We start from the raw sequence: 13,139 nt of genomic DNA, 5'->3' as shown, positions 1-13,139 counted from the left end.
CGAGTCACTACCTACTGATTGGTAGCAATCGGGCCGGTACTGGACGCGTCGAGGTTGCGCTCACGCCCTGCTCGACCGGAGAGGGCGTAACTGCCGGTATCGACCACCTCGTCGACGATCCGGCGAAGTGCGCCGACGTACTGGTGCACGTTCGACGTCGCTTCCTCGGTGTTGGGGTAGCGCGCGGAGATGTTGATCCCGCGAGGCGTCCGGTTGATCCAGATGTAGACGTCGTGGTCGTACTGCCTGCTGCGCAACGCGCGAGCATTCCAGTCGTGCCAGTTCTCGGCCATGGGGGCGAAGCGCACGTCCATGAAGGAGACGACGAAACGCGGTTTCGCCGACGCGTCGAGCGCCCGGAAGACGCGATCCAGAGGTACCCGGGCTACAGGCTTCGTCGCCGTGACCTGCTCGGTCGCCTGAGCCACGATGGAGCCGAACGCTTCCGCGTCGGCGATGTCGAACGACAGCGGGCACAGCCCGACGAACCAGCCGAGCGAGGACACCCAGTGTGGCTGGTCTCGGGTGTGGACCGGTGTGATGGTGCGAAACCGAGTGTCGCCGGAAAGTTCTGCGCCCGCGACAGCCAACGCCGCGAGCAGGCCGGAGAACAGCCTGTTGCCTGTCTTCCGGCACGCCACCGAGAAAGCGTCGGCTCGCTCCGCATCGAGAATCCACGCCGACAGGCCGCTCTGCGGTGCGTGCACGCCGCCCGGACGACCGATTTCCAGCGGGAATGCCGGCAACTCACCGTTGCCCTCGTCCAAGAAATGCTTCCACGCCAGGACGGCGTCGTGCGTGTTCTCCAGTTCCTCGTGCACCCGCCGCTCGGACACGCCGAAGTCGAGGTAGGAACCTGCCTCGAACAACCCCGCGGGCACCTGATCCTTGGCCTCCGCATACAGGGCCGTGATCTCGTGCGCGACGAGAACGGTGGACAGTCCGTCGATGATCGAGTGGTCCGCGGCGAAGAAGACAGTGACGCGATTCGAGGCTTCCTCGGCCAGCGGCTCGAGCGTCACGAAAGCGTAGGCGGGCCACGCCAGCGGTGACGTGAATTCGTCGAACAGGTACTGAAGGTGCTCGTAGACCTCACTGGACTGAACGCAGCGTTCCTGCTCCACCTGCCAGACGTCGATGGCGCCCTCGGCTGCGGTCACACGAGACAGTGCACCGGAATCCTCGTCGATCGACGCGTGCGAGCGCATCGATTCGTGACGGTCGATCCACGCGAGGACGGCCCGCCGGAACGCGGGCTTGTCCAGCGGGCCGTCGATCTCGAATGCTGCGCCCAGCCAGCTCTCCCGCCCTCGCCTGGGGCTGGCGAGGCTGGAGCGTAGATGCGCCTCGTGGACGTACGACGTGGGTCGGTTGTCGGGCTGCCACCCGGCCAGAACCGGAGTGGTGGCGTGCGGCCCGACGCTGGGAATCCACTCGGTGATGGTTCCAGCGGGAATGGCGTAGTCAGCCAGCTCGGTGAATTCCATGCGGCACTGACCATCTTTCCCGGTGACTTGAACAGACAAGCCGAGTGTACCGAGCCCGAAGTGTATCGATCAAGACGGCCGGTCACCTCAGATGTCGTTTGATGCGAGCCAACATCGCGGACATCCCGCGCAGCCGGAGCGGGCTCACCGCGTCGCCCAACCCGAGCGCCAGATAGAAGTCGTCCGGCACGTCCAGAATGTCCTGCGCACTGTGACCGTCGAGGCCCTGGTGAAGGATCGACGCGAACCCGCGCGTCGTCGGTGCCTCCGGCGGCGCGCTGAAGTGCAGCTGCACATGGTCTCGGTCGTCGGCGTCCACGGAGAGAAACAGTGGGGACTGGCACTCCGGAACGGGCTCCATCGCTGCCTGCTCGAGGTGAGCAGGCAGCTCGGGAAGCTCACGGCTGAACTCGAGCAGTAACTGAAGCTTGTCCTGGCCCCCGACCGCCGCGAAATCCTCGACGATCTCGGCCAGGGTGTCAGGCATGCCCTGAGAATCGGCCACGGCGCTACTTCTTCGCCGGTGCGTCGCCGGGCTCCTCGCCACGGGCGATCGGAACACGAACCGCGTTGCCCCACTCGGTCCACGAGCCGTCGTAGTTGCGGACCGATTCGTGCCCGAGCAGATGCGTCAGAACGAACCAGGTGTGGCTCGACCGCTCACCGATACGGCAGTACGCAATGACCTCGTCGTTCGCGACGACGTCTCCGTAGATCTCGTCCAGTTCCGCGCGTGAGCGGAAACGGCCGTCCGCTGCCGCTGCCTTGGCCCACGGAATGCTCGTGGCGGTCGGGATGTGCCCGCCGCGCAATGCGCCCTCCTCCGGGTAGTCCGGCATGTGAGTGCGTTCGCCGGTGTACTCGGCAGGTGAACGAACGTCCACCAGCGGAACGGAACCGAGGGCCGACAGAACATCCGACGCATACGCCCGGATGGGGGCGTCGTTGCGTTCGACGACCGGGTAATCCGTGGCCGGGTACTCGGGAACGTCGAGCGTCGTCTCACGGATCTCCGCCAGCCACGCGTCGCGTCCACCGTCGAGCAGACGCACATCTTCGTGTCCGAAGAGCGTGAACACCCAGAGCGCGTACGCAGCCCACCAGTTGCTCTTGTCTCCGTAGATCACGATGGTGTCGTCGCGGGAGATGCCCTTCCGGCGCATCAACGCCGCGAACTGCTCGCCGTCGATGTAGTCGCGCGTCACGGGATCGTTCAGGTCCAGGTGCCAGTCGATCTTGACGGCGCCGGGAATGTGCCCCACGTCGTACAGCAACACATCCTCGTCGGACTCGACGACCTTGAGGCCGGGAGTTCCGAGATGTGCGGACAGCCATTGCGTGGACACCAGGCGATCCGGGTGCGCATAGTCGGCGAAGGCGGGGGTGGGATCTGCTGCTATGGGCACTTCTTCTTCGCTCCTACTGAGAATTCGAGAGGGAGATGAGCAGTTCGCCGGGTGACGAGCTGACTGCATCGATCCTATGCGCTCGGGCCGAGAAGCAAGAGGTCACTGGTGTTCACCGGGTCCGATGCCGCGGCACGGACGACCGACTGCAGTGCTCGGACGAAACGCTCGATCACCATGTGCGCCTGCGTCGTGTCCGGAAAACGTGAACGGAGCGCAAGCCCGTCCTGGGTCCGCGACACCCAGAACTGAGCGTCGTCGGCAGTGGTGACGTTGCTGATGTGGTGCGCGTTGCGGCCGGTGGCGTCGGCTCCGGGCAGGCGCCGGTAGTCGACGTAGGAGATCATGAAGACGTCGCCGCGCCCGCGCGTGAGGGTGTCGCCCACGGCTTCGAGGACGCGGGGTATCGGCACGGTCCCGAGCGCGAGTGCGTCCCGAAAGGACGACTGTGCCGAGGCGAGTGTGCCCGCGAACGTCTCGAACACCTCGACGTTCATCGGAGCGTTGGTGGTGAACCATCCGATCGCCTGCTCGTACCGGGCTTCGCGACGGGTGTGCAGTGGAAAGAGCAGCGGGAGAGTACTCGGGCCACCGATGTCCGCCGACGCCTGCGCCATCGCTGCGGCGACTGCGGCGAAACTACCGCCGCCCAGATCTCGACAGGCCTGTTCGAACGCGGCGGCCTCGGCGGCGTCGGCAAGGCGGTGCACGGTCGTGGCCTGAGGTGCGCGAGTACCGGACGGCACGCCGAGGTCGAAAGGAAATTCGGGTGTCCGGTTCCCGCAGCTCGCGAAGAAATTCGCCCACGCCTGCAGGCGAGGGTCCGTGAGATCGACCACGGGAGCGGCGATCTCGGTAGCGCAGAAGTCGACGAAACTCCCGACCTCGGGAAGGGCCGCCGCGTCCTGCACGTGGTGTGCCGCGTAGAGATGCGAGATCTCCTCGGCCGCGACCGTCATCGAGACCGCATCGACGTGAGCATGATCGAAACCGCACACCACGGTCGAGCGGCTCGTACGGCTCACCGCCGCGAGCGAATACGACGGAATGCGGGCGGGGTGGCAGAGGACGTCGAACCGCGCGCGAATGTGCGCGGTGAGCGCTGCGGATCCGTCGACGATCACCGACGTCGGTGTCATGACGTCGACCTCGTCCGGCTCGTACACGCGCCGAGCGACGACGCCGTCTCGCGCGGCGAACGAGGTCCGCAGAGCCGGGTGGCGGCGCACGAACGTACCGAAAGCAGAAGTGAGAGCATCGATGTCGATCGGTCCGTCGACGTCGAAGGCGACCGCGATCCATACCGATGCCGTGTCAGTGCCACTGCCGACCGCAGGCTCGAGTGCGGACGACAGATGGAAGCTCTGATTGAACGACGGCGGAACGGACGACGCAGTACCTGCGCGCATCACGACCGGCCACTCCAGATACTGCCCCGGTGCGGTGTGGAAGTCGGCTATCGAGGTCACTCGCACCGGTCAACCACCGACGACTTCGGCCACCCGTATCGCGTAGTCGCCGTCACGGGCAACCGATTCCAGGATGCTCTGCAGGTGCGAGTGATAGCGCTCGACCGACTCGGCGGCAACCGGATTGTCGGGTACCTGCGCGCACAAGTAGAGGTGGTCTGCGTCGCGGTTGATCCACATCGACGCGTTGGACGTCCTGCCTTCGCCGGTGAAATGCTCACCCCGAGTATCAGCAGGACGGCCGACACCGGGGAACCATCGAAAATCGATGTAGGACAGCATGTTCGGACTCACGGCCAATTCGCTGCCCAATGTTCCGTCGGCAGCAAGCGCGCCGAGGACGGCATGAACGGGTACCGCTGCGATCTTCTTCGAAGCCTCGAATCCGGCGTGAGCCCTGACGGCGACCTCGGAGAAGGCGTCGGCGTCCCCGACGGTGAACGCGACCGGCGCGAAGTTCACGAACCAGCCCTGCGATTGCGCGTAGTCACCGACGTGTCGGGTGCTGAGCACCGTGATACCGAAGTAGTCGGTGCGGCCGGCCAGTTCGAAATCGGCAATGCCGACGGCTGCGAACACGCCGCTGCTGATGCGGGCACCCGCAGCCTTGCACGCCCGGTCGAGCGCAGCGGTGGCGTCGGCGTCGAGCAGATGGCGTTCGACGATCCGCACCGGTCCGCGTTCGCCTTCCTCGAGGCCGAGGGTAAGAGGGAACCGCGGCATTTTCCCGTCGTTGTTTCGAAAGATGCTTCTCCACGCCGCGATCTCGGGGGCGTCGGGGCCGTACGTCGCCGCGAGCGCACGCTCTGCAGTCGCGTACTCGAGGTGGCTGCCCGCTGCCGCAGGTACGGGAGCGTCCTCGCCGATCTCCAGGGCGTACAGATCGGCGAGTTCGCTGATGACGAGCGCCTGTGAACCACCGTCGGTGAACGCGTGATCCGCACCGTAGTAGAGCGTGAAACCGTCGGAGCGATCGACGGCACCGACGACGAATCCCGGCCACTCGAACGCCGTGGCTTCGGCGGAGAAACGGGCACGGACGTAACTCTGGAACTGCTCGTCGGTGTCGAAGCTGCCTGCATCGCTCGGTTCGAACTCGGCGACCGCGTTCGAGGCGAGGTGTCGCACGACGTGCGTACCGTTCACCTCGAACCAGCACCGCAATCCCTCGTGCCGGAGCACGTACGCAGCGATCGCCCGGGAGAGGGCATCCCGATCGAGTGCCCCGTCGATCTCGGTCGCGACACCGGTGTAGGCGTGGTGAACGTCACCGCGAGCGGACGCTGCTGCAGCCGCGACCAGATGGTCTTCCTGCAGAAACGACGGCGGGGCCGAGTGCACCGGGGCTGCCAGCGCAGCGTCCGACGCCGCCCGACTGGGGTGCCACTCCACGAGCGTGCCCGGTCGAGGTGTCCAGTTGCTCAGCGCGGTGATGATCATCGATGCTCCTCCCGGATCTATTCTCGCCCTGCTCCGACGGCGGCGACTGCAGAATCGAGGGTTTCCGTCGGTTCCTCGATCACAGCGGTCACCACGGAGACGAACTCGGTGATGAACCTGTGCACGTTGGTCGTCGACACGTCCGAGCTGGGGAATCGAGCCGAGATGTTCAGGCCTTGCAGGGTGCGGTTGATCCAGAAGTAGACCTCGTCCTCCGCGTGGCACTCGCTGCGCAGTGCGCGGCCCTTCCGTTCCTGCCATTCCTCGCCGTCCGGAAGGAACCTCAGGTCGATGTACGAGACGACGAAGCGAGGAATCTCGGTGGAGGACATCAGGGATGCGATCTTCGAGTACGGCATTGCGGCGAGCCCCTTGTACTCGGTTGCCCCGATGTTGGCCCGATCGATTGCCTCGGCGAAGGTCGTTGCATCGTCCAGCCGGATTTCCATCGGCAGAATCCCGACGTACCAGCCGACGCTCGCAGCCCACTTCTCCGCGTAGCGAGTGTGCATGGGCATGATCGTCCGAAACGTGCCGTTGCCCGTCAATCGCGAGTTGACGAGAGCGAGTGCCGCAAGGATTCCCGCCTGCATGTTCTGGCCGGCGGCTCGGCACTTGGCGTTGAACGCCTCGACCTGCTCGGTGGTCAACAACCAGGAGGACACGCTGCTCTGACGAGTGGCGAGATCGGTCGGCGCCGACGAGTTCTCCGCGCGCAACGGGAGCGGAAACGCCGGGAACCGGCCGTCCTCGGCAGCCAGGAAGCGGTCCCAGGCCAGTACCGCGTCGTGGTCGGCGGTCAGCGATTCACCCAACGCACGTTCGGCTGCGGAGAAGTCCACGTAACTGCCCACCTCGGGGAGTCCGTGCTCGGCACCGTCCAGAACATGTGCGTACAGGCGGTCGAACTCGTTGATCGCGTAGATCTGGCTGTACGCGTCCATCACCGAGTGGTCGGCAGCGAACGCGACGAGGAACTTGTCCTGCTGCGGGACGGATGCGGCCACGTGCGGCTCGGGGACGACGGTCGCCAGAACGAAGTGCGGCCACGTCGTCGGTGAGACGACGTCGGCGAACCAGGATTCGAGATGTTCGAAGACCTGCGACTCGCTCCACGACGACGACTCGGCCCGGTCGTCGACCGTGACGGCGTCCGCGTCGACCGTGTAGCGCCTCCAGGCACCGGTTCGGTCGTCGCGCTCGACGCGTGTGCGGAACGCCTCGTGCCGTGCGATGTAGGCACCGATGGTCCGGCGCATGACCTCGACGTCGTAACGACGATGGATCTCGAAGACGGTACCGATCCACGAACCGTCGTTGCCTCGGCTGCAGTGGTCCTCGTGAGTGAAGGAGATCCCCCGCGGATCCTCGCGCCACGCCTCGGAGGCGACGGCGGGGACCCACTCGGTCAGCTTGCCTGCGGGCAGCGGGTAGTCCGCCAATTCGGTGTATTCCATCGAAAGCATCCAATTCCGAGCTCGGCCAGCAGCTACTGGCAACATGGGTGACGATTCGTGAAGCCGGACTCGACAGTCACAGCGCACGCGCATGACGTGACACCGTGCTTGCCGTTTGTAACGCGCATTCCGTGGTTCTCGCGGATTGTGCATTCGGTATTGGTTTCGCTGACGACACTAAGGCGAATCGTCCGGTAATTCGCTACGCAAAAAAGTGTTGTTCATCACCTGGTCTCGAGTTGACGACGGTGTCTGTTTCTGTCGTCCGAGAGCGTCTCGCCTGGGTGCATTCTGATGGTCGTTCGTAACCCGTTGTTCGGCAATGCAGTTCGACCGACCGCGTCGGCGTGGGCGTCGACTGCCGTCGCGTGATGCGGAGACGTCGGCCTCGCGATTTCAAGACTTTCGGGTCGGTATTGTTATGGCGTGCACCACATATTCGAAACGAACCAATCCGTACGAAGTTCTGTTTCGAATTCGTGAATTCCAATTCTCGACGCTGTTTTCGGTGCTATTCGATCGTCGTCGAACCTGCTCGGCCAATGGCTTTGTAGTAGATTTTCGCAGATGACCCGAATTGGATTTGCGGATCACCTATTCCTCCGAATGCACCATGGAATCGGTAATCCTGTGTTCAATCAGTTCGTGTGGCGGTTCGACGGCCCCGTAGCAGTCGCCGAGCTCGCAAAACTGCACGCGAACCTGTCCGCGGGGCTGCTCTCACGGCGGGTACTACCGCCGATCGTTCCGACGGCCAGGCACCGATGGGTCACCTCGAACGCGTCGCTACCGCTGGACTACTCCACCAACTCGGTCCCGACGGATGCGGTTCGCTGCTGGGCGGAACAGCGAATCTCCGCCGACATCGACCCGGAAGCGGGAACCGGATGGCTGCTGTCCGCAGCTCCGGTCGCAGACGGCGGCACGGTCGTGTCACTGGTCTGCTCGCACATGGTTGCCGACGGCGCGGCGATGGTCGCCGCCGTCGAGCGCGCATTTACCGGTGTGTCGGTGGGAGACTCCGCTCGTCTGGGCGAGAAGCCGTCGCTGGTCGATTCGGTCGCGTCCGACATCGCGGACACCGTGGGCCAGCTCCGGCCGATCGCGACGTGGCTCGCGGGGAAATCCGCGCAGGCTGTCACCTCCGTCGTCCGACCGGCGGCAGACGTGGCACCGTCATCGTCGGAAGCCTCGATCGCGCCCGACGGACCGAGTCGAACCGACGTTCCCGAGACGTCGGAGCCGTGGAGTCCGCCCTATGTCGTGGTCAGCTGCTCGGCATCCGAGTGGGCGTCGGCGGCCGCAGAGTGGGGTGGTACGTCCAACACTCTGTTCATCGCCGTCATGACGTCGGTGTCCGCTGCGCTGGGCCGCGCACGCCCGGGAGAAGAACTGCGGTGGTCGCTTCCCTACAACGATCGGGGCTCGACGGACATCGAGTCGAACTCCACGAAGATCATCGCTGTGCGAGTGCCCGTACCGGATCCTGCCGACCGTGATCTCACTCGTATACGAAAAGCGAGCAAAACCGCATTCCAGGAATTCTCGGCGCGACAGGCTTCGGGCGCGTCCACCCAGGCGGTCCCGTTGAACCTCGTCCAGATGTTGCCCGATGCGGTGGCGAGACGGCTGCCCGTCCCCGCGGACGGCGCCGAGGGGCTGTGTTCCAACCTCGGTCGGCTATCCGAGGACTTCGTCTCCATCGGCGGAGTTCGCGCCACGAGAGTGGCTGCCAGAGCCACGTTCTCGGGAGCGGACGCGGATTTCGCGCGACAGCTCGGCGGTGGCTCCACGGCATGGGCGACCGAGACCGACGCTGCGGTCACGATCAGTATGCACGGGATGGATCCGGACCGGATGGCAAGCGACGAGGACGTTCGAGCAGTCGTGTCGGAGGTTCTCGACCGGTGGGGGATCGGTCACGAATTCTGGTGAACCGCGCCTTCGATCAAGCGCACGGCGGCGCGACGGGTGTCGGCCGGAGATGTCATGGCAGCAGCCAACTGTCGTGCACGTGACGCGGTGTCGGGGCGCATCAACGTCTCGATGCCTGCGGCGAGAATGTCCCGGTCGAGTTCGACGAACTTCGCCGAGCATCCAGCGCCGGTTCTCTCGAGAGCGGCACCCCAGAACGGTTGATCCGCGCTGAACCAGCACACCATGGTGGGTAATCCCGCCCGGACGCTTGCCGCAGTCGTGCCCGCGCCGCCGTGGTGAACTGCCGCGCGACACAACGGGAACAAGGCGCCGTGGTCGACGGAGCCGACGACGGCAACGCTGCTGTCGGCATCGATACGTTCGTCGAGTGTGCTCCAACCCGAGCTCACGACCGCGCGATATCCGCCGCGCGCGCAGACGTCCTCGATCATGCTCACCAACCCCGTCGGATCCTTGACCGGCATGCTGCCGAATCCGAAGTACACCGGCGCAGTCCCGGATTCGATCCAGGATCGGAGCGGTGACCCCAGGATCGAACCGGAATCGAGAACTCCGGTGCTGCCCGAGGATTCGCCTCCGTCCGGCTCGAGGAACCCGACGAACGGTCTCCTGTCCGCCCATTCCTGCCGAAGACCGGGGAAGAACGCGGAGTCGTAGGCCTGGATCTCGATCCCGCCGTACGACGCGATACGTTCAGGGAGGGGGCGCGACGCGTTCTCCAGTCCGAGGGCGCGGCGCTGAGCATTCTCCCGCTTCTTCATCGAGCTCCACCGCATGGACTCGAGGATCCGCCACGTCGCCCGGTTGACGACACCCGGCATCGTACGCGACGGCACGACCGACATCGACCGATTCGAGCGGATGGGGCAGTAATGCAAGGCTGCGAACGGAATCGATTGTGATTCAGCGTAATTGAAGACCAGCTCCTGGCCGAGGGTGCCGGCGATCGCCATGTCCGCGTGCGCACCCATCGACAGCACGCTCTCGGCCATGTCGTCCCAGCCGAAGTTGGCCAGTTCCGCCAACGCGGCCCACCGCGTTCGAAGATTCTTCGACTTGATTCGGGTACGCACCAGATCCGATTCCAGAAGCGCTCGGGTATCCGGACCGAACGGCACCACGGACACGGACGTACGGCCTGCCGTTGCTGCCTCGGCGAACGCGACGAGGTTTGGAGGTGCGCCGAACGTGACTTCGTGCCCACGAGCGGACAACTCGGACGCCAGGACCAGGCCCGGTTGGACATCCCCACGGCTGCCTGTGAACGGCATCACGAACTTCATTTCCGCCCTCCTCGGCCGCGTCGTCGCACGCAGAACTGAAACCTACCGCACGGGTGGGGAACGTCGCGTAACACGCACGGGCGCAATGGTGTTTCGAACCACGCGGGTGTTTCGAACCACGCGTTCTCCGATACCCTTTCCCGGTGACCAGATTGACGTACGACGACGACCTGTTCCTCCGGATGGAGTGCGTCCTCGACGTTCCTGTCGTCAATCAGATCGTCTGGCGCTTCACGGGTCCGATCGACTCCGAGGTGCTGGACTCGACGTGGCGGAACCTCGCAGGCGGGCCGATCGATCGAGCCGTGCACCGAGTGTCGGTTCCGGGTGCACGGGACAGATGGGTGCGAGCCGCGTCGACCCTGCCCCTACTCCGTGGTGCGCGAGCCATTGCCGTGCACGCGCTGGCCGAGTGGATGGAAGAGCGCGCGGCGGTCCCTCTCGACCCCACGAACGGACCGGTGTGGCAACTCGCGTACACGGACCTCGAGACCGGAGGGTCCGCGCTGTCTCTCGTCGCCTCCCATGTAGTCGGTGACGGTGGAGCGCTGACGTCTGCAGCCATAGCAGCGCTGCGAGGACCCTCGGATCCCGACGACTTCGCCTCGGCATTCGACACCGCACCCACCTCCGACCTTCGCGATGCTGCCGGGCAACTCCGCGCCGCGGCGTCCGGCACCGCCAGAGCGCTCGGCCGAACGGTGCGCGGCGTGCTTCCGGGTGCAGGCACCCCGTCCGCTTCTAAGGCGGTCACGCACGCTGCGGCGCACAAGTCACCCGTGGCGGCACAGACAGCGGGGGAGTTCTCGCCCAGCACTGTCGTCGTGGATTGCCCGACGGACGAATGGGTGGCCGCAGCGTCGAGGGCCGGGGGTAGTGCCAACAGCCTCTTGGTGGCCGTCGCGCTGGGCATTCTGGCGGCCGGTGGCCGCGTGGACGAGTCGGATGCAGTCAAGGTGTCCCTTCCGGTGAGCACGCGCATTCCGGGCGACACCCGTGCCAACGCGACGTCGGGTGTATCGATCGTTGTGGACGGAGGCAGGGGCTACCTCGACGATCTCCGGCCCATTCGTCAGGACAGCAAGGCGGCGTTCCGAGCGCTCGCCGACACCACCCGGTCCACCACGTTCGAGCTGACGAAACCGCTGATGCAGATGTTGCCCGACGCCGTCGTCGCGCGCGCCGCCAAGTCGGCAACCGCACCGCTGTGCCTCTGCTCCAACCTGGGTGCACGCGGAAGCGCTCTGCGTTCGGTGGGTGGATCTGTGGCCGAGTCGGTCGCGATGCGCTCGATCACGCAGAACACCACGGCGGAGTTGCTGCGGCGTACCAAGGGCGGCGTGAGTGTCTGGTGGAACACGTGTGGCGAGACGGCGACGCTCTGTGTGACCGGCCTGGACCCGGACCTCTACCCCAGCCGGGAACATCTGAAAAACTTGATCGCCGACGAGTACACCAGGTGGCAGCTGACGCCCACTTTCTGGTGAGGCTATGCTTATCCACCGATTCCGCACCTTTTCGGTGCAGCGCTACGGACGAAGGGGAAGTGAACATGGCAGTAGTCGTGTTGTTCGGTTCGGAGACCGGTACCGCCGAGGAAGTGGCAGACAAGATTGCCGACATCCTGGTGGACCACGACGCCGAGGTACGCGACATGCTCGAGTACGAGGTCTCGGAGATCGACACCGACGCCTTCCACGTCATCATCTGCTCCACCTACGGTGACGGAGAGCTGCCCACGGGAGCCGAGCCCTTCTACGACGCACTCGTCGAGGACGCACCGGATCTGTCCGGGCTCAAGTTCGCGCTGTTCGGCCTCGGCGACCGCATCTACGAGGACACGTTCAACCGTGGCGGCGAGATCATCGCGGAGAAGCTCGTCGAACTCGGTGCGGTGCAGGTCCACGAGCATGCTCGCCACGACAGCTCGTCCAACATCAAGCCGAAAGCTCTGGCCGAGGAGTGGGCTCGCGAGCTCACCGGACTACTGCCGGGCTGACCACACATCGGACATCGTCACGCCGACCTCGTTCAGCAACCGCCGAACGAGGGGCAAGCCGATGCCGATGACGCTGGACGGGTCACCCTCGATGCGGTCGACGAACCACCCACCGAGACCGTCCAGCGTGAAGGATCCCGCGACCTCCAGCGGTTCCCCGGACGCGAGATACGCCTCCAGGTCGGCCTCCGAGGGCGTCGCGAAGTGAACAGTCGTCGAATGGCACGCACCGACCACTGCCGTCGCCTTACCGTGATGGACGCGAACGACCGAGTGGCCGGTGAGGAGCTCACCCGACGTCCCGGCCATGGCCTGCCACCGTCGACGTGCGACATCCACGGTGTGGGGTTTGCCCTGCAGCTCCCCGCCGATCGACAGCATCGAATCGCAGCCGACAACCACGGCGTCGATCGAGGGGGCATCGGTTCCCTCACCGCTCAGGCTGTTCACGACGGCCTCGGCCTTGGCTCGTGCCAGCGCCACGACGACATCCTCGGGCGACGCCGATTCACCGAGTGATGCCGTCAACGCATCCTCGTCGACGCCGGACACCCGAACGATGGGGTCGACGCCCGCCGCGCGGAGAACCCCCAGCCGAGCTGGGGACGCCGAAGCGAGAACGAAGGTCGTCATGGTGTGTCCACGTCCCGAGGCACGTGC

At 65.3% G+C, this 13,139-nt stretch carries 11 protein-coding genes; 3 read left to right on the top strand and 8 right to left on the bottom strand.

The features are described from left to right. Positions 1 to 11: 11 nt before the first annotated feature. The 6 genes from H292_RS0116945 to H292_RS0116920 all read right to left on the bottom strand — a co-directional run bounded on the left by H292_RS0116945 (position 12) and on the right by H292_RS0116920 (position 7,259). The gene (locus H292_RS0116945) at positions 12 to 1,487 is read right to left on the bottom strand and encodes a condensation domain-containing protein (protein ID WP_020112142.1); all 1,476 of its coding nucleotides are present in this window, start codon (positions 1,485 to 1,487) and stop codon (positions 12 to 14) included. 82 nt (positions 1,488 to 1,569) lie between these two features. After that, positions 1,570 to 1,974, bottom strand: a complete 405-nt coding sequence (locus H292_RS0116940; protein WP_020112141.1) for a SufE family protein — start codon at positions 1,972 to 1,974, stop codon at positions 1,570 to 1,572. Between the two features lie 22 nt (positions 1,975 to 1,996). After that, entirely contained in the window at positions 1,997 to 2,893 is an 897-nt protein-coding gene (locus H292_RS0116935; RefSeq protein WP_020112140.1) for a sulfurtransferase, read from the bottom strand. A 74-nt stretch (positions 2,894 to 2,967) separates the two neighbouring features. Beyond that, positions 2,968 to 4,368, bottom strand: a complete 1,401-nt coding sequence (locus H292_RS0116930) for a condensation domain-containing protein (RefSeq protein ID WP_027498877.1) — start codon at positions 4,366 to 4,368, stop codon at positions 2,968 to 2,970. Positions 4,369 to 4,371: 3 nt separating this feature from the next. Further along, positions 4,372 to 5,802: a condensation domain-containing protein gene (locus H292_RS0116925; protein ID WP_020112138.1), complete on the bottom strand. Its 1,431-nt coding sequence runs from the start codon at positions 5,800 to 5,802 to the stop codon at positions 4,372 to 4,374. A gap of 17 nt (positions 5,803 to 5,819) precedes the next feature. After that, entirely contained in the window at positions 5,820 to 7,259 is a 1,440-nt protein-coding gene (locus tag H292_RS0116920) for a condensation domain-containing protein (protein ID WP_020665459.1), read from the bottom strand. 630 nt (positions 7,260 to 7,889) lie between these two features. Between H292_RS0116920 and H292_RS0116915 the strand changes: the two genes are divergently transcribed. Continuing rightward, positions 7,890 to 9,194, top strand: coding sequence for a hypothetical protein (locus tag H292_RS0116915; RefSeq protein WP_020112136.1), 1,305 nt, complete (start codon positions 7,890 to 7,892; stop codon positions 9,192 to 9,194). On the opposite strand, the gene H292_RS0116910 is transcribed toward H292_RS0116915, so the two are convergent. Beyond that, on the bottom strand, positions 9,179 to 10,480 hold the full coding sequence (locus H292_RS0116910; RefSeq protein WP_020112135.1) for a glycosyltransferase: 1,302 nt from the start codon (positions 10,478 to 10,480) through the stop codon (positions 9,179 to 9,181). The genes H292_RS0116915 and H292_RS0116910 overlap by 16 nt on opposite strands. A 143-nt stretch (positions 10,481 to 10,623) precedes the next feature. Here H292_RS0116910 and H292_RS0116905 point away from each other — a divergent pair, with 143 nt between their 5' ends. After that, a complete protein-coding gene (locus H292_RS0116905; RefSeq protein ID WP_020112134.1) occupies positions 10,624 to 11,967 on the top strand; it encodes a hypothetical protein in 1,344 nt (447 codons plus the stop codon). A gap of 65 nt (positions 11,968 to 12,032) precedes the next feature. Next, positions 12,033 to 12,479: a flavodoxin domain-containing protein gene (locus H292_RS0116900; RefSeq protein ID WP_020112133.1), complete on the top strand. Its 447-nt coding sequence runs from the start codon at positions 12,033 to 12,035 to the stop codon at positions 12,477 to 12,479. Here H292_RS0116900 and H292_RS0116895 read toward each other — a convergent pair. Beyond that, a complete protein-coding gene (locus tag H292_RS0116895) occupies positions 12,465 to 13,112 on the bottom strand; it encodes a Maf family protein (RefSeq protein WP_019666147.1) in 648 nt (215 codons plus the stop codon). The genes H292_RS0116900 and H292_RS0116895 overlap by 15 nt on opposite strands. Between the last annotated feature and the right edge of the window lie 27 nt (positions 13,113 to 13,139).

The organism is Rhodococcus sp. 114MFTsu3.1, assembly GCF_000383555.1.
Taxonomy (GTDB): Bacteria; Actinomycetota; Actinomycetes; order Mycobacteriales; family Mycobacteriaceae; genus Rhodococcoides; species Rhodococcoides fascians_E.
The sequence above is the reverse complement of the archived record's forward strand: the minus strand, read 5'-3'. Positions and strand labels throughout refer to the sequence as shown.

Excerpts from the sequence above, each read along its gene's own strand:
- H292_RS0116945 (WP_020112142.1), bottom strand. The coding sequence starts at position 1,487 with ATGGAATTCACCGAGCTGGCTGACTACGCCATTCCCGCTGGAACCATC.
- H292_RS0116940 (WP_020112141.1), bottom strand. The coding sequence starts at position 1,974 with ATGCCTGACACCCTGGCCGAGATCGTCGAGGATTTCGCGGCGGTCGGG.
- H292_RS0116925 (WP_020112138.1), bottom strand. The coding sequence starts at position 5,802 with ATGATCATCACCGCGCTGAGCAACTGGACACCTCGACCGGGCACGCTC.
- H292_RS0116920 (WP_020665459.1), bottom strand. The coding sequence starts at position 7,259 with ATGGAATACACCGAATTGGCGGACTACCCGCTGCCCGCAGGCAAGCTG.
- H292_RS0116910 (WP_020112135.1), bottom strand. The coding sequence starts at position 10,480 with ATGAAGTTCGTGATGCCGTTCACAGGCAGCCGTGGGGATGTCCAACCG.
- H292_RS0116900 (WP_020112133.1), top strand. The coding sequence starts at position 12,033 with ATGGCAGTAGTCGTGTTGTTCGGTTCGGAGACCGGTACCGCCGAGGAA.
- H292_RS0116895 (WP_019666147.1), bottom strand. The coding sequence starts at position 13,112 with ATGACGACCTTCGTTCTCGCTTCGGCGTCCCCAGCTCGGCTGGGGGTT.